Here is a 26,129-nt window from a genome sequence, read left to right as displayed (position 1 = left end):
GAAATGTGAACAAAAGTGCGGTGAATTTTTGAGGAGAAAAAGATGAAAATTATCATTACGGGCGGGCAAGGATTCCTTGGACAGCGTTTAGCAAAAACCTTGTTATCCCATCCACATGTACAAGTCGATGAGCTGATTTTAATTGATGTGATTAAGCCTATCGCACCCAATTATGATCCCAGAGTACGTTGTATAGAAATGGACTTACGCCAGCCAGAAGGATTGGATGAGATTATTGATCAGCAGACAGACGCTATTTTCCATTTAGCGGCGATTGTCAGTAGCCATGCGGAACAAGATCCTGATTTAGGCTATGAGATTAATTTCTTAGCGACGCGTCATTTACTCGAATGCTGCCGCCGTCGTAATCCAAAGATTCGTTTTATTTTTACCAGCTCATTAGCTGTCTATGGAGGAAAGCTACCTGACGTTATTGAGGATCATACTGCCGTCACACCACAATCCACCTATGGTACACAAAAAGCCATGTGTGAATTATTGATTAATGATTATAGCCGCAAAGGGTTTGTGGACGGCATCGTGCTTCGCTTGCCGACCATTTGTATTCGTCCGGGTAAACCGAATAAAGCCGCTTCTTCATTTGTGAGCAGTATTATTCGTGAGCCGTTGCATAACGAAATGGCGATTTGCCCGGTGTCTGTGCAATTAAAATTATGGCTATCAAGTCCAAATACAGTCGTGAATAATTTTATTCACGCACTTCAGCTACCTTCTCTTCCTGCAAGAGATTGGCATGTCATCAATTTACCTGGCTTTACTGTGACTGTGGAAAACATGTTGTCTGAGTTAGCTAAGGTAAAAGGGGATGCAATTTTACAGTATGTCAATGTGGCATTTGACGAAGGGATTAACAATATTGTTGCCAGTTGGCCTGCGGCAATTAACTGTTCACACGCACTTGGTTTAGGTTTCCATGCCGATCAACGTTTTGCGGATGTGATTCAACAATTCATTCAATATGATATGTAACGGGAGGCGTTATGTTTGGATTACCTATTCCAATAATCGGCTTATTAGTGGCCGTTTTTGTGCTCGTCTTTTTAGTGTTAAGAACGCGCGTTCATGCTTTTATTGCCATGTTAATTGCGGCAGCGATAGCAGGGCTTATTGGTGGGATGAATGTTGACCAAACACTGGGTGCAATTACCAAAGGCTTTGGAGGCACGTTAGGGGGGATTGGTATTGTAATTGGACTCGGTGTCATGATGGGAAGTATCCTTGAGGTTTCGGGTGCCGCAGAGAAAATGGCTTATAGCTTTATTAAGTTTTTAGGCAAGAAGAAGGAAGAATGGGCATTGGCTATTACTGGCTATATTGTGAGTATTCCAATCTTTGTGGATTCAGCCTTTGTGATTTTGTATCCAGTAGCAAAAGCGTTAGCTAAAAATGGGAAACGTTCTTTATTGACTTTAGGGGTAGCATTAGCAGGTGGCTTAGTTGTTACGCACCATACTGTTCCTCCAACACCCGGTCCATTAGGTGTAGCCGGCTTATTTAATGTTGATATTGGGGCAATGTTATTAGTCGGGATGTCGTTGGCCGTTTTACCTGTAGTTGGGATGGTGCTGTATGCTAAATGGTTAGACAAAAAGTATCCAACCTTTAATCAGGAAGTGTTTAGTCAAGAAGAATTAAAACAAAAGTATGATGATTATATTGAAAGCCGTGAGAAGAAAAACTTACCAAGTTTAGGTTTATCATTATTACCGATTGTTTTACCGATTGCGCTTATTTTCATTAAAGCCATTTTAGGTTTACTGGCTAAAAACACTCCTGAACTTGCACAAAACACCCTATACCAAGTGTTTAACTTTATTGGTCATCCGATGATTGCTCTTGCAATCAGTGTGTTAGTCGCTGTGTACACATTATTGCCTAAAGCCGATAAAACCACGACAGCACTGCATTTAGAAGAAGGGGTAAAAACGGCGGGCATTATTTTATTAGTAACGGGTGCTGGTGGTGCGCTCGGTGCGGTATTACGTGATAGTGGAGCGGGTAAAGAATTGGCAGAACAAGTTGCTGCCTTACCTATTTCACCTATCTTGATTCCGTTTATTGTTTCAACATTAGTACGCTTTATTCAGGGCTCAGGTACGGTAGCTATGATCACTGCGGCTTCGATTTCTGCGCCAATTCTAGCACAGATTCCGGGGGTGAATATGTTACTCGCGGCACAGGCTGCGACTATGGGCTCCTTGTTCTTCGGTTATTTTAATGACAGCTTGTTCTGGGTCGTGAACCGCATGATGGGCATTAATGATGTGAAGAAACAAATGATTGTTTGGTCTGTACCAACGACAATCGCATGGGCAATTGGTGGTAGCTCAGTGATTTTGGCGAACTTAGTTTGGGGCAATGATGGTTCGATTACAGACTTGGTGTTACCGCTCGGTGTGTTGGCGGGAATTCTGCTTTATGTCAATTTACAGAGTAAAAAACTCTAAGGGTTAAACAAAGATAGCAACAAGGCGAGGAGGGCTTGTTGCTATTTTTTTAGGGAGAGAAATTATGTTAAGACAAATTTTGATCTTAGCTTGTGTCAGTTTTCCATTCGTCAGTATGGCAACGACACAAATACCAGATGTAGCAAAGCCACCACAAGCGATCCAAGCAACATTATTGGCTGATGTCACTGAAAAAGGGGCGAAGATTACAGGGATTGCATTGGAATATGAGGCGAATATTTTGGCGGGCACCGATCTACGTCAACTTTATCAAATTCAGACCGCACTTGAGCAAACCACGAGTGAACCAAGAACACTCTTGAAGGCTTATGTTAATAATCAACCAAGTCGAACACATCGCCCACAAGCAGGAAAATTTGTGATCCTTGAACTCGATGAACGTGATAAAAATGCCGATTTTTATGCTTTGAAAGTGGAAAATAATCAGGCAATGAAATTTAAGGCAAAAGATAAAACGGGGCAAATGATTGAAGTCGAAAAGGTGCAGGCAAATCGTGTGCCGGAGTTTTATGGTGACAAATTAATATACAGTATTAAACAAACCGGTTTGTTAAAGTTGACCAATGGCACAACCCTGATGCCGAGTGAAATTAAGCAACCGGCAGTGCAAGAAAAGATCAACATCGCTTATCTAGATCACTTCTCAGCGCATCGGGTTTGGCATACACAGCAAGATAATCAACTTTTATATCGTTTTTATCAACCCGCGGTCGATAGCGGGAAAAAATACCCATTAACCTTATTTTTACATGGTTCTGGACAGGTAGGAAAAGATAATTTAGCACATTTATTATCTAGTAAAGGTGCGATTGCCACATTACTTTATGAGGACGGTTTTGTTTTGGCACCTCAGTACGATGCGGTTTTTGATGCTTTCGATAAGACCGGTATCCATTGGCAAACCGACAATCGTCACCAACTCCTTTTCAAGCTGTTAGATGATGTGATTGCTAGCCACCCAAATATTGATACACAGCGGATCTATGTTATTGGGCTCTCGCGTGGGGCAGAAGGGGGATTATATTTATTACAAAAACGACCGCACTTTTTTGCGGGAGCGTTATTAATGAGTGGACGTGAGGCTAATACGCTTGAATGGATAGAGGGTAATGCGTCCGTACAACATTTATCGGCATTGAAAAATACCCCAATTTGGTTTTTCCACAGTATCGAAGATAAGGTTTCGCCGGTTGCAGGTTCGCGCATCAATTATGCGATTTTGAAAGATGAAGTGAAGTCAGACAAGGTGAAATATACTGAATTTACGATGCAACAAGCCGGAGATAATGGCATTGTGAATAACAATCCACATAACACGTGGGATGCGGTGTTTAACAGTCCTGAAGCGATTATGTGGTTGCTTAATCAACGTTTAACCAAATAATCAGCTATGTGAAAAGGTGAGGATCAACCTTGCCTTTTTATCTCTTTACTTTTTAAGTTAAGTGTTTGATAAACACAAAAGGCGTATCTTTCGATACGCCTTCTTTCGCATGTTAAGCCAAATTATTTGATAATTTTCGCTACAACACCCGCACCTACTGTACGACCACCTTCACGAATCGCAAAGCGTAAACCTTGGTCCATCGCGATTGGGTGAATCAAACTTACAGTCATCTTGATGTTATCACCAGGCATCACCATCTCAACACCTTCCGGTAATTCGATTGTACCTGTTACGTCCGTTGTACGGAAGTAGAACTGTGGACGGTAACCTTTGAAGAATGGTGTATGACGACCACCTTCTTCTTTTGATAACACGTAAACTTCTGATTCAAAATCAGTGTGTGGCGTGATTGAACCCGGTTTCGCTAACACTTGACCACGTTCGATTTCTTCACGTTTAGTACCACGTAATAAAGCACCAACGTTCTCACCCGCACGACCTTCGTCTAATAATTTACGGAACATCTCAACACCTGTTACTGTGGTCTTCGTTGTCGCTTTAATACCAACAATTTCAACCTCTTCACCTGTACGGATGATACCACGCTCAACACGACCTGTTACTACTGTACCACGACCAGAAATTGAGAACACGTCTTCAATCGGAAGAAGGAACGGTTGGTCGATTGCACGTTGTGGCTCTGGAATGTAAGTATCTAAGTGGTTGGCTAACTCAAGAATTTTCTCTTCCCACTCAGCTACACCGTTTAACGCTTGTAACGCTGAACCACGTACGATTGGTGTATCATCACCTGGGAAATCATATTGAGAAAGAAGTTCACGCACTTCCATTTCAACTAATTCTAATAATTCTTCATCATCCACCATGTCGCATTTGTTTAAGAATACGATGATGTAAGGAACGCCTACTTGGCGACCTAAAAGGATGTGCTCACGTGTTTGTGGCATAGGACCGTCAGTTGCCGCAACAACTAAGATAGCACCGTCCATTTGAGCTGCACCGGTAATCATGTTTTTCACATAGTCCGCGTGTCCTGGACAGTCAACGTGTGCGTAGTGACGAGTTGGTGTATCGTATTCAACGTGTGATGTGTTGATGGTGATACCACGCGCTTTTTCTTCTGGCGCGTTATCGATTTGGTCGAATGCACGAGCTGCACCACCGTAGTGTTTTGCTAATACGGTTGTGATTGCTGCGGTTAAAGTTGTTTTACCATGGTCAACGTGGCCGATTGTACCCACGTTTACGTGCGGTTTTGTACGTTCAAATTTTTCTTTAGACATTGAGAGTCCCTCTAAACAAACACGGTTATGGATGGTTCAATATACCACATTAACCAAAATTCAAATTTGCTGTTAATTAAGGACAGGACAGAAAGGAAATACTAGGACTGGTGCTGATAGGCGGATTTGAACCGCCGACCTCACCCTTACCAAGGGTGCGCTCTACCAACTGAGCTATATCAGCGTTTGGAGCGGGCAGCGGGAATCGAACCCGCATCATCAGCTTGGAAGGCTGAGGTAATAGCCATTATACGATGCCCGCAGTCCTAAATTCATCTGACCCATCAGAACTAGTTTCATTTAAAAAATGGTGGAGGGAGAAGGATTCGAACCTTCGAAGGCTGAGCCGGCAGATTTACAGTCTGCTCCCTTTGGCCGCTCGGGAATCCCTCCGCGTTAAATGAACACTTGCCGAGAATGAATGGTGCCGACTACCGGAATCGAACTGGTGACCTACTGATTACAAGTCAGTTGCTCTACCTACTGAGCTAAGTCGGCATCTCGTAAGCAAGTGAGGCGTATTATAGGGAAATTTTCATCGCTGACAAGTGTTTTTTTGAAAAAAAATGATTTTTTTACTTGTTCGTCTATTTATCACTCAAAAAGCCCATCTTTTCTTATAAAGTAGCCAGTTTTGTAAAATTTTTATCCTTTTTTACCTATTTATAGGGTATATTTCATACTCAATTTATTGCAACGTGACAACTTAAACAGATTGTGGACTTAACAAATTCAACTTTTTTATCAAATCAATTAACCCCTTTTTTATCTTTTAGCCGCGAGCAGTGGGCTGAATTAAGAAAGTCTGTACCGTTAACCTTAACTGAACAGGATTTAAAACCCCTGCTTGGGATTAATGAAGAACTTTCTTTAGATGAAGTGCGAACTATTTATTTGCCGTTAGTACGTTTAATTAATTATTACATCGAAGAACGTATCCAGCGTCAGCAAGTGATGAATCGCTTTTTAGGCGTCAACCCTGACAAAGTACCTTATATTATTAGTATTGCAGGGAGTGTTGCCGTCGGAAAAAGCACTTCAGCACGTATTCTGCAATCGTTACTTTCCCAATGGCCAGAACGTCGTAAAGTGGATTTGATCACGACAGATGGTTTTTTATATCCGTTGGCTAAGTTGCAACAAGACAATCTTTTACATAAAAAAGGTTTTCCAGTTTCTTACGATACGGCGCGTTTAGTGCGTTTTTTAGCTGATATTAAATCAGGTAAACCAAAAGTGAGTGCGCCTGTTTATTCCCATTTAATTTATGATATCGTACCGGATCAATTTGATGTGGTGGATCAACCTGATATTCTCATTTTAGAAGGCTTAAATGTCCTACAAACAGGCGATCGTTCTAGTCAAACTTTCGTTTCTGATTTTGTTGATTTTTCTATTTATGTGGATGCAGATGAAGATCTCTTAAAAGCGTGGTATATCAGCCGTTTTTTGAAATTCCGTCAAAGCGCATTTAGCGATCCGAATTCGTATTTTAAACATTATGCTACTTTATCAGAACCTGAAGCGATCAGTACGGCAGGGCGGATTTGGGATGAAATTAACGGGTTAAATTTAAGAGAAAATATTTTACCGACAAGAGAACGTGCCAATTTAATTCTGACCAAAGGCACAGATCATGCCGTAGAGTTGGTGAAATTACGTAAATAGTTCTGCTTTCTATTGAAATCATACAAAAACAAACCGCACTTTATTGATTCAAATAAAGTGCGGTTTTACGTTAAGCAAGATTATAAAATGAAACGGCTTAAATCTTCGTTTTCTACTACATCGCCTAGTGCATCCATCACATAAGCTTCATCAATGCGTACCACTTGACCTTGCATGTCACTGGCATTAAAGGAAATTTTATCCATTAAGCGCTCCATCACCGTGTGTAAACGGCGCGCACCGATATTTTCGGTTTTCTCATTAACGCGGAATGCTGCTTCGGCAATTTTCTTAATTGATTCGCCAGTAAACTCAATGTTCACCCCTTCTGTTGCCATCAAGGCTTTGTATTGTTCTGTTAATGAAGCATTAGGTTCGGTTAAAATTCTTTCAAAATCCACCGCACTTAAGGCAGATAATTCCACCCGAATTGGTAAGCGTCCTTGCAATTCAGGGATTAAATCCGAAGGGCGAGCCACTTGGAATGCACCCGAAGCAATAAAGAGAATATGGTCGGTTTTCACCATACCGTGCTTAGTACTGACCGTTGTGCCTTCCACTAATGGTAGCAAATCACGCTGCACCCCTTCACGCGAGACATCGGCACAGTTGTATTCACCTTTCTTACAGATTTTGTCGATCTCATCAATGAATACAATCCCGTTTTGTTCCACCGCATCAATGGCTTTTTGTTTGAGATCTTCAGGGTTAATCAGTTTTGCTGCTTCATCATCAATCAAGGTTTTTAACGCGTCTTTAATTTTCATTTTGCGTTTTTTGGTTTGTCCGCTTGAAAGATTTTGGAACATCGATTGCAATTGATTAGTCATTTCTTCCATGCCCGGCGGCGCCATAATTTCCACGCCCATAGAAGGGGCGGCAACATCAATATCAATTTCTTTATCGTCTAATTGCCCTTCACGCAATTTTTTGCGGAAGACTTGGCGAGTTGCATTATTGTTATCCGAGGCTTCTACTTGTCCCCACTGATTTTTGGCAGGTGGCAGTAAGGCATCTAAAATACGATCTTCTGCCGCTTCTTCGGCACGGAAGCGATTTTTTTCAATCTCCGTTTGACGCACTAGCTTCATCGCGCTGTCGGTTAAATCACGGATAATCGAATCCACCTCTTTCCCGACATAGCCCACTTCGGTAAATTTGGTGGCTTCCACTTTAATAAAAGGCGCATTGGCGAGTTTGGCTAAACGACGAGCAATTTCGGTTTTCCCTACCCCTGTTGGACCAATCATTAAAATATTTTTCGGTGTCACTTCGTGGCGAAGTGGCTCTTGTAATTGCATTCTTCGCCAACGATTACGCAACGCAATCGCCACCGCCCTTTTCGCATCGGCTTGACCGATAATATGTTGATCCAATTCAGAGACAATTTCTCTTGGGGTCATTTCAGACATGTTTACTCCTATGACCTAGCTATTAGGTAATTCTTCAATGGTAAAATGAGTATTGGTATAAACGCAGATATCACCTGCAATTTTTAAGGATTTTTCCACAATCTCACGTGCAGATAACTCTGTATTTTCCACTAACGCACGCGCTGCCGATAACGCAAAATTACCGCCTGAACCAATCGCCAAAATCTGGTCTGCTTCAGGTTGCACCACATCACCAATCCCCGTAATAATTAAACTTTCTTTTTCATCTGCCACGATCAACATCGCTTCTAACTTACGTAAGGCACGGTCAGTACGCCAATCTTTAGCTAATTCCACCGCACTTTTCAACAAATGCCCTTGATGCATTTCTAATTTACGTTCAAATAATTCAAATAACGTAAACGCGTCCGCCGTACCACCAGCAAATCCCGCTAACACTTTGCCATTATATAAACGACGCACTTTACGCGCATTGCCTTTCATCACGGTGTTGCCTAATGAAACTTGACCATCACCGCCGACCACAACTTGACCATTACGGCGAACACTTACAATCGTTGTCATTTTGTATCCTTTGTTATTGCAAAATCATAAGGCACTATATGGCGATGAAATGGGAAAGATCAAGGGCATGAGAGAGAAAAGCCGCTTAGTTATCTTAAACGACTTTTCAAATTAATAAAAAAGACCAAAGAGAAACGCCACAAATACCATTGCGCCAAAGTAGTTGTTATTTAAAAAGGCTTTGAAACAGGATTCTCGTTCACGATCTTTGATGAGCTTGCATTGATAGACAAATAACAAAGTGGCGAGGAAAAGCACCACAAAATAGCTGGTATGTAACTGGGAAAGATAACCAATTAGCCCTAAGAAAAATAACGTGACGATTTGCAATAATGAGATGATTTTATTGTCATATTGGGCAAATAAAATGGCGGTGGATTTTACCCCAATGCGTAAATCATCATCGCGATCTACCATGGCGTATTGCGTGTCATAGGCGACTGTCCACGTTAAATTGGCGAAAAATAACAGCCAGCATTCAAGCGGTAAGGCTTCAATCGAGGCGCCATATGCCATGGGAATCGACCAGCCAAATGCCATGCCTAAAAACAGTTGTGGCAAATGGGTGTAGCGTTTCATAAAGGGGTAGATAAAGGCTAAAAAGACAGCAATAAATGACAAGACGATAGCATAAGTATTTAAAAAGAGTACTAATATGAATGAACAGAAGACCAGTAATACAAACAGCCATTTTGCTTCTTCAGGTGTGGCGGCTCCCGTTGCTAACGGTCGTTTTGAGGTGCGTTTGACGGCACCATCAATATGACGATCGGCATAATCATTAATCACACAACCCGCGGCACGCATAAAAATCACGCCTAAGACAAAAATACTTAATATCGACAAGTCGGGCATGCCTTTGACGGATAGAAATAATGCCCAAAGGGTTGGCCAAAGTAAGAGTAAAGTGCCAATTGGCTTATCAAATCGCATCAGCTGTGCGTAGGCAATCCATTTTTGTTTAGAAATTGGCATAGTTTCCCAAAACGAGTTAAAAGTGCGGTCATTTTACTGCAAATTTTACTAAATTTCTTGACAAAATCGTTAGCAAAAAACATTTCATTTCTTTTCTTCTATGCAGCATTCCAAAGATAAATAAGGAGATAAATCATAAATATGTGATTAACTTCACTATGTTAGGTTAAGAAACGCGGTAAACTAGTACAAATCATTGTGTGTGAAGAGGAGATCATTATGTTTAAGCAGCTTCAACAAATTGGTAAAGCGTTCATGTTACCAATTGCCATTCTACCTGCTGCAGGTTTGCTACTAGGGATTGGTGGTGCATTATCGAATAAAGCGACGGTACAGGCCTATCCTGTTTTAGATAACCCCGTGTTACAAGGCATTTTCCAAATTATGTCTGCCGCAGGCAGTGTGGTTTTTGCTAATCTGGCGTTATTACTTTGTATCGGTTTAGGCATTGGTCTGGCTAAACGTGATAAAGGGGTCGCTGCATTAGCGGCGGTAGTCGGTTATTTAATCATGACGGGCACCATTAATGCCTTAATCAGTATTTTTTCGCCAGAAGTGAAAGGGATTGATACGGGGGTGATTGGATCATTAGTGATGGGATTATTAACCGTGAAGTTACATAATCGTTACCATAATATCCAGTTACCCCAAATTCTAGGGTTCTTTGGTGGATCGCGATTTGTTCCTATTGTTACCGCGTTTGCGGCAATTTTTGTTGGTTTCCTCTTTTTCCTTATTTGGCCAACTTTCCAAGGTTGGCTAGTATCCGCGGGTGAGGGTATCGCCTCTATGGGCGCAATTGGGACGTTTTTTTACGGCTTTTTGATGCGTTTGAGTGGAGCGGTGGGATTACATCACATGATTTATCCGCTCTTTTGGTATACAGAGTTAGGGGGAACGGAAATTGTAAACGGTGAAACCATTATCGGGGCACAAAAAATCTTTTTTGCACAATTAGCTGATCCGAACCATCAAGGGTTATTCACTGAAGGGACTCGCTTCTTCGCGGGGCGTTTCGATACTATGATGTTTGGCTTACCCGCCGCCTGTTTGGCAATGTATCACTGTGTACCTAAAGCACGTCGTGGTTTGATTGGTGGTTTGTTTTTAGGGGCCGCCTTAACGTCGTTTATTACAGGCATCACAGAACCTATCGAATTTATGTTCTTATTTGTGGCACCTTGGTTGTATGTTTTCCATGCTTTCTTAGATGGTGTTTCATTCTTTATTGCCGATTTCTTGAATATTTCGATTGGTAATACTTTCTCGGGTGGCTTTATTGATTTCCTTTTATTTGGCATTTTACAGGGGAATGAAAACACAAACTGGATCCTCGTAGTCGTTGTCGGTGTGTTTTGGGCAATGTTATATTACTTTAGCTTCCGCTTTCTGATTACGAAATTTGATGTGATGACACCGGGCAGAGCTGAAGAACAGGAAGAAGTGGTTGAATCGACTAACTCTTCGTTAACTGAAAATGCACATCACATTATTGAGGCATTAGGCAAGGCTGAAAATATTGAACATGTGGATGCTTGTATTACGCGTTTACGTGTAAATGTCAAAGACGTGAAAGCAGTAGATAAAGCACGTTTAAAAGCATTAGGGGCAATTGATGTTCTTGAAGTTGGTGGAGGTATTCAAGCGATTTTTGGGGCAAAAGCGGTGTTATACAAAAGTGAAGTTAACCAAATTTTAGGTAAAGAAGATTAATTTTCTTGTCCAAGATAGCATGCCTCTAAAGTATTTTAGAGGCATTTTTGTTGCGTAGAAATATATTTTGAGATGCCTATGGACTTATCTTATGTCCTTGTTAGAATTGGGATAATATTGATTGATTTTAGTGCAGTAGATTTATGAAAATGTTAACAGATTTGTTCGATGCTTTTTTAGCCTCAACGCATTTTGCGATTTTAGCGAAAATGGCAATGGCAATGCTATTAGGCGGAATCATCGGCTTAGAGCGTGAATTAAAACGTAAAGCAGTAGGGGTGAAGACTTGCGTCATTATCGCGGTAACAACCTGTGTATTAACCATTGTGTCTATTCAAGCCGCTGAGCATTATGCTCAAGTGTCAGAAAATATCCGTACCGATCCCATGCGTTTAGCCGCGCAAGTGATTAGTGGGATTGGCTTTTTAGGTGCGGGGGTGATTTTACGTAAAAGTAATGATGCGATTTCAGGCTTAACGACGGCTGCGATTATTTGGGCGGCTGCAGGTATTGGTATTGCCAGTGGCGCAGGCTTTTTCTTTGATGCGATTATTGCGACCGTGATGATTTTAATTGCTGTTCGTTTAAGTCCTTTAGTGCAAAGTTTAGTCCGTCGTAAAAATAATATTCGTAAAACGAAGATTACCATTCAGCTCAATACACCGAATGCGATTGGTAAAGTCACAGATATTTTAATCAGCAATAATTACCGTCTGGATAGCTTAAGTGTGAAAGACTTACCCAATACGGATGATGTGCGTTTAAATATGCGCTGTTTGATTACAGACAAAACCATGCTCCAAAACGTGTACTTGCTGCTAAAAAATGAGCCGGAAGTGGTGAGTGTGGATTTAGATAATTAAGCATGACATGAAACAGACCATGATGCGGTAATGAGTATCACATCATGGTCTTTTTTACGCCTATTCTAGTTGAATGCTAATTATTATCATTTTTATAAGTGATTGATTTATATCATATAATATGGCTTATTTTTTATCTTAAAAGATAAAAGTTGATCTATCTCATATTCCCTACCTCTTTTTGGTTGTTTAATAGAATAGATGTTTCTATGTCTGTTTATAGCATAACCATCGGGGGATACGTTATGGATAAATTGCTTGTCAATTCAAGATTGACCAGACGTTCTTTACTGCAAAGAACTTCAATTGGTGCAGCGCTCGCTGCGACCAATCTGTCATTACCTTTCAAAGCCGTCGCTAATGAAAAAAAAGCGACATCCTCATCAACAGAAAATCTGCAGGAAAAAGTGGTTTGGAGTGCTTGCACAGTGAACTGTGGTAGCCGTTGTCCACTGAGAATGCACGTGAAAGACAATAAAATTATCTATGTCGAAACTGACAACACGGGAACGGATACATATAACGTTGACCACCAAGTCAGAGCGTGTTTACGCGGACGTTCAATGCGCCGGCGTGTTTATAATCCAGACCGTTTGAAATACCCAATGAAGCGTGTGGGTAAACGCGGTGAAGGTAAGTTTAAGCGTATCAGTTGGGATGAAGCACTAAATGAGATTGCTACTTCACTACGTAAGAATATTGCGCAATATGGTAATGAATCGATTTATCTCAATTATGGTACAGGTACACTGGGCGGCACAATGACTAAGTCTTGGCCTCCGGGGTCAACTATGCTTGCCCGTTTTATGAACTGTTTAGGGGGTTATCTCAACCATTATGGTGATTACAGCACCGCACAAATTGCAGTCGGGTTGGATTATACCTATGGCGGTGGTTGGGCATTAGGAAATGGCTTAGCTGATATCGAAAATACGAAGTTGGTTGTCCTTTTTGGTAATAATCCAGCAGAAACACGCATGAGCGGTGGGGGATTGACGTATTGTATTGAACAAGCACGACAAAAATCGAATGCGAAAATGATCATTATTGATCCTCGTTATACTGATACCGCGGCTGGACGTGAGGATGAATGGATTCCAATTCGTCCAGGTACTGATGCCGCCTTAGTTTCGGCTTTAGCTTATGTGATGATTACAGAAGATTTAGTCGATCAAGCGTTCTTAGATACGTATTGTGTTGGCTATGATGAAAAAACCTTGCCTGAAGGCGCACCAAAAAATGGGCATTATAAAGCCTATATTTTGGGGGAAGGGGATGATGGAATTGTCAAAACACCGGAGTGGGCGGCGAAAATTACGGGAATTCCTGAACAACGTATTATTAAATTGGCTCGAGAAATTGCCGGAACGAAACCTGCTTATATTTCGCAAGGTTGGGGACCACAACGTCGCAGTAATGGCGAGCTGATTTCTCGTGCGATTGCTATGTTACCGATTCTGACCGGTAATGTGGGAATTAATGGGGGCAATACTGGAGCAAGGGAAAGCACTTATAAAGTCCCTTTTGTCCGTATGCCAACCTTAACAAACCCAGTGAAAGCCAGTATTCCGATGTTTTTATGGACAGATGCGATTTTTCGTGCGCACGAAATGACTGCATTAACGGATGGTATTCGTGGTGTGGAAAAACTCACTGCACCTATTAAAGTGATTTGGAATTATGCGAGTAACTGTTTGATTAACCAGCATTCCGACATCAATCGTACTCACGAAACTTTGCAAGATGAGACACAGTGTGAATTGATTATTACCATTGATAATCATATGACTTCAACCGCAAAATACAGTGATATTTTGTTACCAGATTGTACTGCGTCAGAGCAAATGGATTTTTGTACCGATGCCTTTGTCGCCAATATGAACTATGTGATCTTTGCAGATCAAGTGATCCCCCCTTCTTTTGAGTGCCGTAATATTTATGACATGTTAACGGATTTAGCCGAGAAAATGGGGGTTAAGCAAGCATTCACTGAAGGGCGCACACAAGAAGAATGGCTCCGTCATATTTATCAACAATCCCGAGAAAACTTGCCAGAATTGCCGACCTTTGAAGAATTCAGACAGCAAGGCATCTTTAAAAAAGTCGATCCAAATGGCTTTTATGTGGCTTATAAGGCTTTCCGTGAAGATCCGCAAGCGAATCCTCTCAAAACACCATCCGGTAAAATTGAGATTTACTCTGAGCGCTTAGCGGAAATCGCCAAAACGTGGTCGCTAAAAGACGATGAAGTGATTCACCCATTGCCTGTACATGCTGACAGTTTTGAACACTATGGCGATAAATTAATGGAAAAATATCCGTTACAAATGACAGGTTTTCATTATAAAGCGCGTACACATTCAACTTACGGTAACGTGGACGTGATTAAGGCGGCGACCCCGCAAGAAGTGTGGATTAATCCGATTGATGCACAAGCACGCGATATTAAAAATGGCGATATGATTCGTATCTTTAATGATCGTGGTGAAGTGCAGATTCATGCCAAAGTGACACCTCGTATTATCCCCGGTGTAGTCGCGTTAAGTGAGGGTGCTTGGTATGCACCAGACAGTCAAGGTGTGGATCATTCAGGTTGTGTGAACGTATTGACAACACAACGTCCATCGCCTCTCGCGAAGGGTAATCCACAGCATTCTAACTTAGTTCAAGTTGCGAAAGTGTAAGGAGTAAATGATGAGTGTTCAGTATGGCTTTTATTTTGACTCAGATCGTTGCACCGGCTGTAAGACTTGTGAATTAGCCTGCAAAGACTATAAAGACCTCGATACCAACGTGAATTTTCGTCGCATTTATGAATATGCAGGTGGTGACTGGCAACAGCAAGCAAATGGATGTTGGCAACATAATGTTTTTGCTTATTATTTATCGATTTCCTGTAATCACTGCGACAATCCTGCTTGTGTGTCAGTTTGTCCAACGGGTGCAATGCATAAAACAGAAGATGGCTTTGTCATCGTGAATGAAGCAATCTGTATTGGTTGTCGTTATTGTCATATGGCTTGTCCTTATGATGCACCACAATATGATGCAATGAAAGGGCATATGACTAAATGCGATGGCTGCCATTCACGTATATTGGAAGGGAAAAAACCGATTTGTGTTGATGCGTGTCCATTACGGGCTCTAGATTTCGCGCCCATTGATGAGCTACGCAAAACCTATGGTGATTTAGCGGCGATTGCGCCATTACCCTCGCCAGAACATACTGCGCCAAATTTGGTGATTAAGACCAATAAAAATGCGCGTCCAACGGGGGATACAACCGGTTTTTTAGCGAATCCAAGGGAGGTGTAAGATGAACGGATTACACGAATTACCTTTAGTGATTTTCACCGTATTAGCACAATCAGTTGTGGGGGCTTTTTTACTCTTTGCTATTGTTCTATTTACGACAGAAGACAAACACTATCGTGTTTATGTGCACAAAGCGATGTTTGTATTATTAGCGTTACTCGGTATAGGTTTTATTGCCTCTATCACGCATTTAGGCTCGCCATTGCGTGCATTTAACGCATTAAATCGAGTAGGTGAATCTATGTTGAGTAACGAAATTGCCACCGGTACGTTGTTCTTTGCGCTTGCGGGCATATATTGGTTATTTGCGATATTAGACAAGTTACCAAAGGCATTTGGACGCTTTTTATTGGTATGTGCCTCTGCGATGGGATTAATCTTTATGTATATGATGAATAAGGTTTATCACATCTCAACGGTGCCAACATGGCATACCAGTTTTACTACTTGGGGCTTTTATTTAACCATTATTTTGGCAGGTTTTACCCTCGGTTATGGTTTATTACATAGTGAACGACCAGATGCTAAAGTGGTTTCTTGGGTACCAACCCTTGTTTCTATTACAACGTTAGTAGCCGCAATCGTCATTATTTATCAAGGGTTCGCGTTATCCACAGTCGTCACGTCAGCACAAAAAGCGACGGCACTGGTACCAGATTTCGCCACCTTAAGTGCGTTACGTTTTGTGTTATTGGGTTTGGCAATAGCCTGTTTATTCTATGTGCTCCATAAACCGGCTTCATGGATGAGTAAACTTTGTGCCGTGTTATTGGTGTTCGCCGCTGAAATGATCGGGCGGACGTTATTTTATGGATTGCATATGACGGTTGGGATGGCTGTCGGGGCATAGTAAACCTAACGGGGTAGCGCTCGCGCTGCCCTGAACAACACAAGTGCTAAGTGCGGTCTATTTTATGAAAATTTTGGGGATTCATGTTATGAATATGCCACAACGTCAATGGGTTTCCTTATCAGGGCGTTTATTAGGTGCTTTATTTTATTATGCACCGACTGAAGCACAGCTTGAATCCATTTTGGATTTTTTCCGTCAGCCTGATTGGCAACATGAATGGCAGCATGAAGTGGATGCAACGATCTTGCAGGCTATTCAGCAAGGTCTTGCAAGCGAAGCATTAGATACAACATACCAAGAATTATTTATTGGTCCCGCTGCCTTGAGTGCTCCACCTTGGGGATCGGTTTATCTTGATCCCGAGTCAGTACTTTTTGGTGATTCTTTACTGAAATTACGCGAATTTTTACGCCAACACCGTGTTGAGTTTGTAACCACACAAAATGAACCAGAGGATCATATTGGGCTAATGTTGTTACTGTCTGCATATTTAGCGGAAAATCGCCCAGAATTATTGGTTATCTTTTTAAGTGAGCATGTCTTTACTTGGTCAACACGTTATTTACAACTTTTAGCGAATCAACAAACGTCAGTATTTTATCGAGGTCTTGCGTTATTGACGCAAGCGACGTTAAATCAATGGCAGCAACAGCTTGATATTCAAGTGAACAGCGTACGTCTTTATCGTTAAATCACATGAGGCAAAGCATGCACAATAATGACTCAACTCATCGGCATCGTCAGAAAGATGAACGTTATTATGAAGCCTATCTTTCTCACCATACTATTTCACGTCGTGGTTTATTGCGTGGCTTATTGGGGGGAAACACGAAACAGGAAAAACGTTTAAAAAATCGACCGCCCTTTGCGGCTAAAGAAGCCTTATTACTTCAAGTGTGTCATGGATGTGCGGATTGTATTGGTGCCTGTCCTTATGGCTTGCTTCGCTTGGTGGAAGGAAAACCCGTGCTAGAAATTGATTTTTCAGCCTGTGATTTTTGTGGTAAATGTGCCGAAGCTTGTACTACAGGCGCCTTACATCGAGCATTTTCAGCGGACACGGAATTACGTCCAATCTTTAGCGAAAAATGTTTAATTACACAAGGGCAATCTTGTTCTGAGTGTCAGCAAAAATGCCCACAACATGCTTTGTCGATTCAACATAAACAACTTGTTGTTAGTCCAGCTTGTCATGGCTGTGGTCAATGCAAGATAAGTTGTATGCTGGGGGCAATTACCTTATCAAGGAAGGTTTAGGCACTATGCTGAGTATGGCTAATAAACGGTGAGCGTTTCACTCACCGTTTTTACAAATCAAATACGTCACTATCACGTAATACGTGAATATTTCCTTTGCGGCGCAAAAAACCACAACGATCGAAATATTCAATCAGCTGTACAACCAATTTACGTCCGAATTGAAGCTCATCACGGAGTTGATTGACTGAAATCGCGCCGTGCTCTGCAATGAATTGTTTTACTAAACGTGAATAAGCGTAGAGCGTTTCTGTGAGGAAAAAACGATCTTTGACAATCGGTGTCAGGTAACCCAATTTCCCCGCTTTATAGAGAAAATTTCGCATTGCGCTTTCGTCTTGCCCTAACACATTGGCGAGATCACGCACCCAAAGGGGGTGCCCATGCTGTTGTTCAAATTGTTCCAGTACCGCTTGCCATAGTGCTTGTTCGTCCTCTGAAAATTGGATTTTGTGTTCAGGTAAATGTAGCCAGCCGCGTGTCTGTTGTAATTGCCCCTTAGCCAAACATGCTTCTAGGAAGTGATACATCAATTTTTCGGGTTGGTTCAGGGTTGCAATCCGATATAAACGAGCCTTACTGATACCCAGTTGGTCATTATGATTTTGGTGATATTGCGCAAGTGCGGTCAATAATTTCTCGGTTTGTTGTTGTTGATAATCTGCGTTAAAGATCCAATCCTGAAAACGCACTTGCTGATTGGTCGCGACGATCTCAGCGAGCTGCTCTGCATTTAATTGCTCCGTCCACATCAACGTTTGAGCATCAACAGCTTTATTTTGTAGATAAAGTGTGGTGCGTTCAGTGGTAGTTTTGGCTTGCTGTAAAGCATATACGAAATCTAACCGTTGTTCAGTTCGCTTGTGGCGCTTGGGCGAATTAATCTCAATAACTTTCGCACCTGCGACCAGATGTTTGGCATCGCCACTACGTAAAATGAGTTTATCAGCATAAGCTAAGAACAATGGCTTTTCTAAAATGATTTCTGCTAAACCTTGTTGTGCAGGCAAAAGGGTTTTGTGTTGCAGTAAATTTAGCTTACCCGTTGTTCGCGCACTGGCATGATAGAGATGGATAGGCTGACTTTCTTGTAAGGTAGTTTCCGCATTGAGCAGCACGGTGATACGTGATGTTGGTGGCAAGGGTTGTTGAGAAAGTAACCAATCTCCGCGCTCAATGGTGATGCGATCTAAATCCACATTCAGATTTAATGCTAAGCGTTCCCCTGCGTTACCCACATTGGTTTGTTGATTTTGGCTATGAATATTTTTAATACGTACGGTCTGACCATTGGATAACAACAGTTCATCATCGATTTGTACACGTCCACTAAATGCAGTGCCGGTTACGACGGTACCTACCCCTTTTACGCTAAATACGCGATCGATAGCATAACGAAAGGGTTTATTGGAATCCGCTAAATTAGGTAACTTAGCAAGATAGTTACGTAATTCATCAATACCTTGTTCGGTTTTAGCCGAAGTGATAAAAACAGGTGAATTGGCTAAAATGGGATGATTCGCTTTTAATTGTTGTGAAAGTTGTTCAATTTGCGGTGATGTTGCGCGATCTGCTTTGGTGATAACGATAAGAATGTGCTCTAATTGCAATAAACGTAAAATTGCCAAGTGTTCTAGAGTTTGTGCTTGCACACCTTCATCTGCTGCCACAATGAGCATCGCATAATGAATACCACCTAAGCCAGCGAGCATATTAACGAGAAACTTTTCATGCCCCGGCACATCAATAAAGCCTAAAGTGCGGTCGATTTTTCCGTTTTTTTCTAAAGGCAAGTAAGCATAACCCAAGTCAATGGTCATACCGCGCTTTTTTTCTTCGGGTAAATGTGCGGTATGGGTGCCAGTGAGAGCCTGTAATAAAGCCGTTTTACCATGATCAACATGGCCTGATGTCACAATAATCATCTCTTATCCTCAATGCTTTTGTTTTTATTTTAGCATTTAGCGTTTAAATGAATAACTTTTTTCTGTTGCGCTCTTATGCCACCTCATGAGGCGGCACTTATGTTGTGATCTCATTCACAGTTTTGAGCTTAAAGGATTGTCCTCAAACCCAATTAGCTCTACGCTGAATGAAAATTATTAAGATAAACAAGATGTTATTCTAGGTAGGAGAGGAATGGACATGAAAAAAATTATTCTAGATTGTGATCCAGGGCATGATGATGCCATTGCGATTCTGTTAGCGCATGGCAATCCAGAAATTGATCTGTTAGCAATCACGACTGTGGTGGGTAATCAAACGTTAGAAAAAGTCAGTCGTAATGCTTTAGCAGTAGCTGAAATAGCCAATATCCTTAACGTACCTATTGCCAAAGGTTGTGTGCGACCTTTAGTGCGAGAAGTAGAAGTTGCACCGAGTATCCATGGTGAATCGGGGATGGATGGACCTGTTTTGCCCGAACCCACACTGAGTTTAGATTCACGTCATGCCGTCGATTTAATTATTGAGTTAGTGATGACCCACCCGCCCAAAACAATTACGTTGGTGCCTACCGGTGGTTTAACGAATATTGCCATGGCGGTGAGAAAAGAACCTCGCATTGTGGAACGCGTGAAGGAAATTGTCTTAATGGGGGGAGGCTATCACACAGGCAATTGGAGTGCTGTTGCGGAATTTAATATTAAGATCGATCCTGAGGCGGCACATATTGTGTTCAATGAAAAATGGCTATTAACTATGGTGGGATTGGATCTGACGCATCAAGCTTTAGCCACAGAAGATGTGATTAAAAACATTGAAAAAATTCAAACAAAACCAGCTAAGTTTGTTCTCGAATTGTTGGCGTTTTTTCGCAAAATGTATAAGCAAGCACAAAATTTTGATTATCCGCCAGTACATGATCCTTGCGCAGTGGCTTATGTGATTGATCCGACGGTTTGTACGACGAAAGTGGTGCCCATCAATATTGAGTTAACAGGCACTCACACATTGGGCATGACGGTGGCAGATTTTCGTTATCCGATTCCTGAAAATTGTCACACACAGGTGGCAATGCAACTGGATAAAGCGAAATTTTGGGGCTTGATTTACGATGCTTTGCAACGTATTGGTTAACGCACCAAGCAAGGGGCATATGCCCCTTTTGCTTTTTATAGCTGCATGATTGTCTTGAGGAGACTATCTATATCCGCTAAACCACGTAAATCTAACCAAATTTTTTCTTTCTCTACTCGGCAAATGATCGGCTGTGGAAGAGCTTTAAAACGTTGTAAAAGTGCGGTCAGTTTTCCTGCTTTTTCAGTGGAAATGGTGACTGCGACAGAAGGAATGGTTGCCATGGGCTGTGAGCCACTGCCAATTTGTGCCACACTATTGGTGATAGCTACACTGTAATCTGTGGTTAACTTTGTCAGTAATACGGATTGGAGCTGTTTGGCTTGTTCATGTAATGCTTCTACTGGTTGTGTTAACAGGCGCAGTGTGGTTAAGTGTTGGCTTAATTTCTCTGGTTGCAAATATAAACGCAACGTGGCTTCTAATCCTGCCAGAATGACTTTATCGCAGCGCAGTGCACGCTTAATAGGATGCGTTTGTAAGCGATCAATCCAGACTTTTTTGCCCACAATAATACCTGCTTGTGGTCCGCCCAGTAGTTTATCGCTAGAAAATGAAATCAAATCTACACCCTGTGCCCATTTTTCTTGCACGGTCGGTTCCTTCGGCAATCCATATTGTGCTAAATCGACTAATGCGCCACTGCCTAAATCAGTCATCACTGGTAGATTAAATTCTTTGGCTAACGTTACCAGTTCTGCTTCTGTTACTGACTTTGTGAAACCACAGATTTGATAATTACTGCTGTGCACTTTCATTAAAAAGGCAGTATTTTCGTTAATCGCGTGACGATAATCGCTTAAATGTGTACGATTGGTTGTGCCGACTTCCACCAATTTGCAACCGGCTTGTTGCATAATATCTGGAATGCGAAAAGCACCGCCAATTTCAATTAATTCACCACGAGAAATAATCACTTCTTTGCCTTGTGCAAAGGTCGCTAGCATAAGTAACACCGCTGCAGCATTGTTATTGACGATACAGGCGGCTTCCGCCCCCGTTAATTGGCACAAGAGATCGCTAATATAATGATCACGATGACTCCGTTTGCCTTCCTCCAAATCGTATTCTAATGCCACATTGTGCGACATTGCGGTCAAGGCGGCGTGTTGTGCAGCATCTGACCATAAGGCACGCCCAAGATTGGTGTGTAGAATAGTACCGGTCAGATTATGGACGGATTGTATTTTCACTTGGCTTTGTGCGTGTAACTGGTGTTCAATTTCACGTAACGTATCGCTGATATCTTGAAAAACGGGGAGCAGTTTATTTTCATTCTTGATGTATTCACGCCCTTGTTCAATCAATTGACGACAAATATTCACTACCGCAGTATGCCCAAATTCATGACTTAATCTAGCGCCTTCAGGCGTTTTTAACAATTTATCAATGGAAGGAAGAGAAGAGTAGAGCAACATTCGGATTCCTTTTTATTGCGCACAAAATTGATTTAATCATACTCGTTTTTCGTTGAAAATTCAGTATGCAATCAAAAAGAAAGCCCAATTTTGTGAGGCGGTTAAAAAAGTGCGGTCAATTTTACCTGAGTTTTACTTACCTACTTGAATCCCTTGTGTATTTGCGTTAAAGTGCTCACGACTTCTAGCACGGAGGAGCGTCGTTTCCGGTGAAGCGGCAGGACTTCAAATCCTGTTGAGGTTGCCAGCAATCTCGGGTGGGTTCGACTCCCATTCTCCTCCGCCAATCCATAAATTAATCTTAATCAAACCTCACCAAAATAATCAATAAAAACCAATAAAATCAAGATTTATCCCATTTTACATAGTGCAAAATTAATCAAAGTTATTCATTCTAACCCGAGTTTTTAGTACTATAAATAGTACTATAATTTTAGAAAGAACCCATTTTAGTACTATTTACTCCCAAAATGAGAAAATAAAACTTTCAAATCATAGTACTAAAAGCTCCATAAAGCCTTTTATAACAAGGTTTGAAAGGGTTTGGTGCTATAATTCTCTCATTCAAAAAATAGTACTATCTTGAGTAGGCTTTCTAAAAATAACTCTTTTTACATGGAGTTTTTTTATGGCTAGATTAGTGAAGAAACTAACAGACAGCGAGATTAAAAACGCAAAAGCGACAAGCAAGCCACTATATGATGGTGACGGGCTATTTTTAGAAGTATCACGTAAAAGGGCGAAATTATGGCGTTTTAGATACGCCCAGCCTTACACTAAGAAACGCACTACAATTAGCTTGGGTACTTACCCTGATTTATCACTATCACAAGCCAGAGCCAAGCGCGATGAATTTAATGCCTTGCTGGCGAATAATATCGATCCGCAAACTTACCGTAAGCAACAAGAACAAGCACAAGCGGATAAGCTAAGCCGTACCTTTGAGAAGATGGCTAAAGCGTGGTTTGAAGATAGAAAGATAAAGGCTAACTTTTCAGAACGTACCGCCAAAGATACGTGGGCTTTATTTGAACGTCATTTACTCCCACACTTTGCCAATTATCCAATATCAGAAATCACGCCACTTATCGCCATTAATGCGCTTAAACCACTAGAGAAAGAGGGCAAGTTAGAAACCGTTAAAAAGATTATTGGCAATCTTAACAATGTGATGCGGTTCGCACTTCATAGGGGATTGATTGCACATAATCCGCTGGCAGAAATAGGCAAGGAATTTGATAAGCCAGTCTCTAAGGGAATGAATACCATTACCCCTGAAGAATTAAGCGAGTTCTTACACGGCTTTTACCGAGCAAGAGATGAAAACCGTTTTAATCCGTTTTCATTTTATGCGGTGATGCTGGTGGTATTGACTGGTGGGCGACCGTCTGAAATCGCCAAAGCGAAATGGGCGGATATTCATTACAAAGAGAAAACGTGGATCTACCGAGTCCAAAAGGGCAATAAAAATCTACCTGAGGGGCGAGAACACGTAGTAACACTATCACGCCAAGCAATTGGGATATTTAATAAAATGCAACAATTACACACCGTACTTGGCATTGAGAGTGAATTTGTATTTGCCAGTTTAACAGTGAAAAGCGGTCATTTAAGCATTGAGGCAATGCGTAAAGCCATTATCAAGGGTATAGGGGAAAATCGCCTCACTACGCACGGCATACGCCATTTATTCAGCACGTCATTAAACGAGAAAGACTACAAAGCCGACTGGATAGAAAGAGCCTTATCACACAAGCAAAATAAAGATAAAAACCAGATCCGCAGAACCTATGATAAATCTTTATATCTCTCACAAAGGGCGGTGATGTTACAAGAATGGGCGGACTATGTAGAAAGCCAAGCACCAGAGCCAATTATTCCACCACCAAAACATCTTAAGGTTGTGGCTTAATACTATTCTTTCAAAGGCTAATTTGTTTAGCCTTTTTATTTCCACCAACACCATAAAAAACTTTTCTTAATAGGAGTATAAATTTTTTATAGGACCAATAGGACCAGAAAATAATATATAGATAAAAAACAATGAGTTATATAAAAAATAAATAAAATCTGGTCCTATTTTTAGTTGTTTTGGTCCTATTTTTAGTGATTTTGGTCCTATTTTTACCTGTTTTGGTCCTATTTTTTTAGGTGATTTTGACGAAATGAGGCAGTAAATGGGCTAAAAAGAGGTTGTGTTGTGCTGAAAATAAACTTTTTATACAGTGCTTGTACAGTATGGTGAAATATGATTAAATTTAGTGAGAAATATTTAACCAAATATGCGCAACTAGGGGCGGACTAATTACCCGAGCCGAAAGAGAATAACCCTATTTATTCTTTGTTGCGCACCAACTAAATAGGGCAACGTATAGGGACGTTTTATGGAGCGTGATATTTATAAAAAAGAATTTGCCACTCGTGATGATTATTGTGAGCATTATTATGTTCAAGTTATAAAGGAATTAGACGAAATAAAAAATAGTTCTGAAAATGAGATTAGATTGAGATTGAGCGAAGCTATTAACCATGTAAAAGATTATAATGATGAAGATATTTTTGAAACTTTCAAAGATTTTAGAGATAGTGTTATTAATAAAATAGAAGCTAATTCCTTTAAAAGTTTTTTATTAAATACTATTTCTTACATAGTGGCAAATGGAGAGAACGCACTTTTTGAAGGTAGATCCCTGTTAAGTATAGCCGTTATTATTCGTAAATATGAGAGATTGTTAAAGCTTTTAGAAATCTCAAATGTGGCAATAGCCAAACAAAATAGAGCAAAAAGAAAACCAAAGCCAGAAGATCCTAATATTAACTCTGCTAGAATATTGGCAAAAGAAATATGGGGGAAATACCGCAAAAAATCGTTACTTGATACTGCGTATGAAATAAAGAGCGAGTTAGGAATAAGAAAAAGCGTAGGGCTTATCCAAGAATGGATTAGAGATTTAAACCCAAACAGGAAAAAGCATCAAAATAACCACTAGAGCCGATTCAATAGATCGGCTTTTTTATTGCCTAAAATTCATTTAGTTGATTATCTGTTTTACTGTAAACCATATAATCTAACAGTGAGAAAATATGACCTACTGTTAGAAAATATAATCAACAGTACGTTGGATAGGCTTACTAAAATTCCCACAGCAAAATACTCCCAAGCAAAACGAAATACTTTGCTTAATTTTAATTAACCAAATTAAAAGGGGTATTTATGAGTACGACTCAAACCAATCAAACACCAATCAAAAAATACTATTCCATTAACGAGCTAACCGCACTTGGTATTGGCTCACGCACCAAAATTGACCGCTTAGCAAAACAGGGCTTACTGAAAAAAATCAAAATTGGTGGTTCTGTGCGTTTTAGTGCTGATGAGGTCAATGCCTTTATTCAATCCACTAACGCATAAGGGGGAATTATGGAAGGTGATCAATATCTAGCGAGTTTTAACTTTCCACTGATGGAACGTAAGCCAAAAGTAGCTGGCTTAGCTGTGCTATTGGGTGAGGTTAGTGAACTTGAATTACAAAAAATCTGTTTTAACCGTTCTTTGCGTAATGAGATTAATCAACTCGAGGAGCAAAACGATATTTCATTTGTGCGAGTGGAACGCAAGGGGGTATACGGTGGCGTTTATCTCTCTTACCGAGTAGCAAGTGCGAAAGATTGCGAGAAGTTAGCCAAGTATTACAACCTGAAAGCAAGCCAACGAGGTTATAAGCCACTCTCACAGGCAGATATTAACGAGGCAATGAACCGCTTTAATTATGTTGACCCTTTGGCGGTGGTGGACGGTGAAAGAATAGTACAAAAACCATCACGCCCAAAAGCCAATATTTAGCGCATAG

At 41.0% G+C, this 26,129-nt stretch carries 22 protein-coding genes and 5 tRNA genes; 17 read left to right on the top strand and 10 right to left on the bottom strand.

The genetic code is table 11. The features are described 5' to 3' along the window. Positions 1 to 42: 42 nt before the first annotated feature. The 3 genes from denD to CKV69_RS07605 all read left to right on the top strand — a co-directional run bounded on the left by denD (position 43) and on the right by CKV69_RS07605 (position 3,873). Positions 43 to 990, top strand: a complete 948-nt coding sequence (denD, locus tag CKV69_RS07615; protein WP_014326474.1) for a D-erythronate dehydrogenase — start codon at positions 43 to 45, stop codon at positions 988 to 990. An 11-nt stretch (positions 991 to 1,001) separates the two neighbouring features. Beyond that, positions 1,002 to 2,468 (top strand): GntT/GntP/DsdX family permease, encoded by a 1,467-nt coding sequence (locus CKV69_RS07610; RefSeq protein WP_005751981.1) that lies wholly within the window; start codon positions 1,002 to 1,004, stop codon positions 2,466 to 2,468. Positions 2,469 to 2,532: 64 nt separating this feature from the next. Then, entirely contained in the window at positions 2,533 to 3,873 is a 1,341-nt protein-coding gene (locus tag CKV69_RS07605) for a carboxylesterase family protein (protein ID WP_014326473.1), read from the top strand. A gap of 122 nt (positions 3,874 to 3,995) precedes the next feature. Here the strand turns inward: CKV69_RS07605 and tuf are convergent, their stop codons facing one another. The 5 genes from tuf to CKV69_RS07580 all read right to left on the bottom strand — a co-directional run bounded on the left by tuf (position 3,996) and on the right by CKV69_RS07580 (position 5,678). Beyond that, a complete protein-coding gene (gene tuf, locus CKV69_RS07600; protein ID WP_005751979.1) occupies positions 3,996 to 5,180 on the bottom strand; it encodes an elongation factor Tu in 1,185 nt (394 codons plus the stop codon). A 108-nt stretch (positions 5,181 to 5,288) separates the two neighbouring features. After that, positions 5,289 to 5,364 (bottom strand) — tRNA-Thr (locus tag CKV69_RS07595). A gap of 3 nt (positions 5,365 to 5,367) precedes the next feature. Further along, a tRNA-Gly gene (locus tag CKV69_RS07590) sits at positions 5,368 to 5,442 on the bottom strand. 46 nt (positions 5,443 to 5,488) lie between these two features. Beyond that, positions 5,489 to 5,573 (bottom strand) — tRNA-Tyr (locus CKV69_RS07585). A 29-nt stretch (positions 5,574 to 5,602) separates the two neighbouring features. Continuing rightward, a tRNA-Thr gene (locus tag CKV69_RS07580) sits at positions 5,603 to 5,678 on the bottom strand. Positions 5,679 to 5,897: 219 nt separating this feature from the next. Between CKV69_RS07580 and coaA the strand changes: the two genes are divergently transcribed. Continuing rightward, positions 5,898 to 6,848, top strand: coding sequence for a type I pantothenate kinase (gene coaA, locus CKV69_RS07575; RefSeq protein WP_010907311.1), 951 nt, complete (start codon positions 5,898 to 5,900; stop codon positions 6,846 to 6,848). 80 nt (positions 6,849 to 6,928) lie between these two features. Here the strand turns inward: coaA and hslU are convergent, their stop codons facing one another. The 3 genes from hslU to ubiA all read right to left on the bottom strand — a co-directional run bounded on the left by hslU (position 6,929) and on the right by ubiA (position 9,781). Further along, entirely contained in the window at positions 6,929 to 8,260 is a 1,332-nt protein-coding gene (hslU, locus tag CKV69_RS07570) for an HslU--HslV peptidase ATPase subunit (protein ID WP_014326472.1), read from the bottom strand. Between the two features lie 15 nt (positions 8,261 to 8,275). Further along, a complete protein-coding gene (hslV, locus tag CKV69_RS07565; RefSeq protein ID WP_005724701.1) occupies positions 8,276 to 8,806 on the bottom strand; it encodes an ATP-dependent protease subunit HslV in 531 nt (176 codons plus the stop codon). Between the two features lie 111 nt (positions 8,807 to 8,917). Further along, a complete protein-coding gene (ubiA, locus tag CKV69_RS07560) occupies positions 8,918 to 9,781 on the bottom strand; it encodes a 4-hydroxybenzoate octaprenyltransferase (RefSeq protein ID WP_014326471.1) in 864 nt (287 codons plus the stop codon). A 219-nt stretch (positions 9,782 to 10,000) separates the two neighbouring features. Here ubiA and CKV69_RS07555 point away from each other — a divergent pair, with 219 nt between their 5' ends. From CKV69_RS07555 to napF, 7 genes are all read left to right on the top strand, one after another. Further along, positions 10,001 to 11,494: a PTS transporter subunit EIIC gene (locus tag CKV69_RS07555; RefSeq protein WP_005724708.1), complete on the top strand. Its 1,494-nt coding sequence runs from the start codon at positions 10,001 to 10,003 to the stop codon at positions 11,492 to 11,494. Positions 11,495 to 11,637: 143 nt separating this feature from the next. After that, positions 11,638 to 12,357, top strand: coding sequence for an MgtC/SapB family protein (locus tag CKV69_RS07550; protein WP_005718857.1), 720 nt, complete (start codon positions 11,638 to 11,640; stop codon positions 12,355 to 12,357). Positions 12,358 to 12,602: 245 nt separating this feature from the next. Continuing rightward, positions 12,603 to 15,041, top strand: a complete 2,439-nt coding sequence (locus tag CKV69_RS07545; protein WP_014326470.1) for a DMSO/selenate family reductase complex A subunit — start codon at positions 12,603 to 12,605, stop codon at positions 15,039 to 15,041. 10 nt (positions 15,042 to 15,051) lie between these two features. Next, positions 15,052 to 15,672: a DMSO/selenate family reductase complex B subunit gene (locus CKV69_RS07540; RefSeq protein WP_005724710.1), complete on the top strand. Its 621-nt coding sequence runs from the start codon at positions 15,052 to 15,054 to the stop codon at positions 15,670 to 15,672. A 1-nt stretch (position 15,673) separates the two neighbouring features. Beyond that, entirely contained in the window at positions 15,674 to 16,522 is an 849-nt protein-coding gene (locus CKV69_RS07535; protein ID WP_014326468.1) for a dimethyl sulfoxide reductase anchor subunit family protein, read from the top strand. An 88-nt stretch (positions 16,523 to 16,610) separates the two neighbouring features. Further along, positions 16,611 to 17,216, top strand: coding sequence for a Tat proofreading chaperone DmsD (dmsD, locus tag CKV69_RS07530; protein ID WP_016504488.1), 606 nt, complete (start codon positions 16,611 to 16,613; stop codon positions 17,214 to 17,216). A 17-nt stretch (positions 17,217 to 17,233) separates the two neighbouring features. After that, positions 17,234 to 17,782: a ferredoxin-type protein NapF gene (gene napF, locus CKV69_RS07525; protein WP_014326466.1), complete on the top strand. Its 549-nt coding sequence runs from the start codon at positions 17,234 to 17,236 to the stop codon at positions 17,780 to 17,782. Between the two features lie 50 nt (positions 17,783 to 17,832). Here napF and selB read toward each other — a convergent pair whose 3' ends face one another. After that, the gene (gene selB, locus CKV69_RS07520) at positions 17,833 to 19,707 is read right to left on the bottom strand and encodes a selenocysteine-specific translation elongation factor (RefSeq protein ID WP_014326465.1); all 1,875 of its coding nucleotides are present in this window, start codon (positions 19,705 to 19,707) and stop codon (positions 17,833 to 17,835) included. 220 nt (positions 19,708 to 19,927) lie between these two features. On the opposite strand from selB, the gene uriH reads away from it, so the two are divergent. After that, on the top strand, positions 19,928 to 20,860 hold the full coding sequence (gene uriH / locus CKV69_RS07515) for a uridine-preferring nucleoside hydrolase UriH (protein WP_016504487.1): 933 nt from the start codon (positions 19,928 to 19,930) through the stop codon (positions 20,858 to 20,860). Between the two features lie 35 nt (positions 20,861 to 20,895). On the opposite strand, the gene selA is transcribed toward uriH, so the two are convergent. After that, positions 20,896 to 22,278 (bottom strand): L-seryl-tRNA(Sec) selenium transferase, encoded by a 1,383-nt coding sequence (gene selA / locus CKV69_RS07510; RefSeq protein WP_014326463.1) that lies wholly within the window; start codon positions 22,276 to 22,278, stop codon positions 20,896 to 20,898. Between the two features lie 191 nt (positions 22,279 to 22,469). Between selA and CKV69_RS10675 the strand changes: the two genes are divergently transcribed. The 5 genes from CKV69_RS10675 to CKV69_RS07490 all read left to right on the top strand — a co-directional run bounded on the left by CKV69_RS10675 (position 22,470) and on the right by CKV69_RS07490 (position 26,122). After that, positions 22,470 to 22,564, top strand: a tRNA-Sec gene (locus CKV69_RS10675). A gap of 342 nt (positions 22,565 to 22,906) precedes the next feature. Further along, complete coding sequence (locus CKV69_RS07505; RefSeq protein WP_038641794.1) at positions 22,907 to 24,190, top strand: tyrosine-type recombinase/integrase; 1,284 nt, start codon at positions 22,907 to 22,909, stop codon at positions 24,188 to 24,190. A gap of 472 nt (positions 24,191 to 24,662) precedes the next feature. Further along, positions 24,663 to 25,268, top strand: coding sequence for a hypothetical protein (locus CKV69_RS07500; protein WP_014326461.1), 606 nt, complete (start codon positions 24,663 to 24,665; stop codon positions 25,266 to 25,268). A 224-nt stretch (positions 25,269 to 25,492) separates the two neighbouring features. Next, positions 25,493 to 25,690, top strand: coding sequence for a helix-turn-helix transcriptional regulator (locus CKV69_RS07495; protein ID WP_005764228.1), 198 nt, complete (start codon positions 25,493 to 25,495; stop codon positions 25,688 to 25,690). Between the two features lie 9 nt (positions 25,691 to 25,699). After that, positions 25,700 to 26,122: a hypothetical protein gene (locus tag CKV69_RS07490; RefSeq protein ID WP_014326460.1), complete on the top strand. Its 423-nt coding sequence runs from the start codon at positions 25,700 to 25,702 to the stop codon at positions 26,120 to 26,122. Positions 26,123 to 26,129: the final 7 nt, after the last annotated feature.

It is taken from the genome of Pasteurella multocida (genome assembly GCF_900187275.1).
GTDB lineage: Bacteria > Pseudomonadota > Gammaproteobacteria > Enterobacterales > Pasteurellaceae > Pasteurella > Pasteurella multocida.
The sequence above is the reverse complement of the archived record's forward strand: the minus strand, read 5'-3'. Positions and strand labels throughout refer to the sequence as shown.

What these genes read in the sequence shown, in the direction of transcription:
- dmsD (WP_016504488.1), top strand. Translation starts at nt 16,611, where the DNA reads ATGAATATGCCACAACGTCAATGGGTTTCCTTATCAGGGCGTTTATTA.
- CKV69_RS07505 (WP_038641794.1), top strand. Translation starts at nt 22,907, where the DNA reads ATGGCTAGATTAGTGAAGAAACTAACAGACAGCGAGATTAAAAACGCA.
- CKV69_RS07490 (WP_014326460.1), top strand. Translation starts at nt 25,700, where the DNA reads ATGGAAGGTGATCAATATCTAGCGAGTTTTAACTTTCCACTGATGGAA.
- uriH (WP_016504487.1), top strand. Translation starts at nt 19,928, where the DNA reads ATGAAAAAAATTATTCTAGATTGTGATCCAGGGCATGATGATGCCATT.
- CKV69_RS07545 (WP_014326470.1), top strand. Translation starts at nt 12,603, where the DNA reads ATGGATAAATTGCTTGTCAATTCAAGATTGACCAGACGTTCTTTACTG.
- CKV69_RS07555 (WP_005724708.1), top strand. Translation starts at nt 10,001, where the DNA reads ATGTTTAAGCAGCTTCAACAAATTGGTAAAGCGTTCATGTTACCAATT.
- ubiA (WP_014326471.1), bottom strand. Translation starts at nt 9,781, where the DNA reads ATGCCAATTTCTAAACAAAAATGGATTGCCTACGCACAGCTGATGCGA.
- CKV69_RS07540 (WP_005724710.1), top strand. Translation starts at nt 15,052, where the DNA reads ATGAGTGTTCAGTATGGCTTTTATTTTGACTCAGATCGTTGCACCGGC.
- CKV69_RS07550 (WP_005718857.1), top strand. Translation starts at nt 11,638, where the DNA reads ATGAAAATGTTAACAGATTTGTTCGATGCTTTTTTAGCCTCAACGCAT.
- selA (WP_014326463.1), bottom strand. Translation starts at nt 22,278, where the DNA reads ATGTTGCTCTACTCTTCTCTTCCTTCCATTGATAAATTGTTAAAAACG.
- CKV69_RS07610 (WP_005751981.1), top strand. Translation starts at nt 1,002, where the DNA reads ATGTTTGGATTACCTATTCCAATAATCGGCTTATTAGTGGCCGTTTTT.
- hslU (WP_014326472.1), bottom strand. Translation starts at nt 8,260, where the DNA reads ATGTCTGAAATGACCCCAAGAGAAATTGTCTCTGAATTGGATCAACAT.
- CKV69_RS07605 (WP_014326473.1), top strand. Translation starts at nt 2,533, where the DNA reads ATGTTAAGACAAATTTTGATCTTAGCTTGTGTCAGTTTTCCATTCGTC.
- denD (WP_014326474.1), top strand. Translation starts at nt 43, where the DNA reads ATGAAAATTATCATTACGGGCGGGCAAGGATTCCTTGGACAGCGTTTA.
- tuf (WP_005751979.1), bottom strand. Translation starts at nt 5,180, where the DNA reads ATGTCTAAAGAAAAATTTGAACGTACAAAACCGCACGTAAACGTGGGT.
- CKV69_RS07535 (WP_014326468.1), top strand. Translation starts at nt 15,674, where the DNA reads ATGAACGGATTACACGAATTACCTTTAGTGATTTTCACCGTATTAGCA.
- napF (WP_014326466.1), top strand. Translation starts at nt 17,234, where the DNA reads ATGCACAATAATGACTCAACTCATCGGCATCGTCAGAAAGATGAACGT.
- hslV (WP_005724701.1), bottom strand. Translation starts at nt 8,806, where the DNA reads ATGACAACGATTGTAAGTGTTCGCCGTAATGGTCAAGTTGTGGTCGGC.
- selB (WP_014326465.1), bottom strand. Translation starts at nt 19,707, where the DNA reads ATGATTATTGTGACATCAGGCCATGTTGATCATGGTAAAACGGCTTTA.
- CKV69_RS07495 (WP_005764228.1), top strand. Translation starts at nt 25,493, where the DNA reads ATGAGTACGACTCAAACCAATCAAACACCAATCAAAAAATACTATTCC.
- CKV69_RS07500 (WP_014326461.1), top strand. Translation starts at nt 24,663, where the DNA reads ATGGAGCGTGATATTTATAAAAAAGAATTTGCCACTCGTGATGATTAT.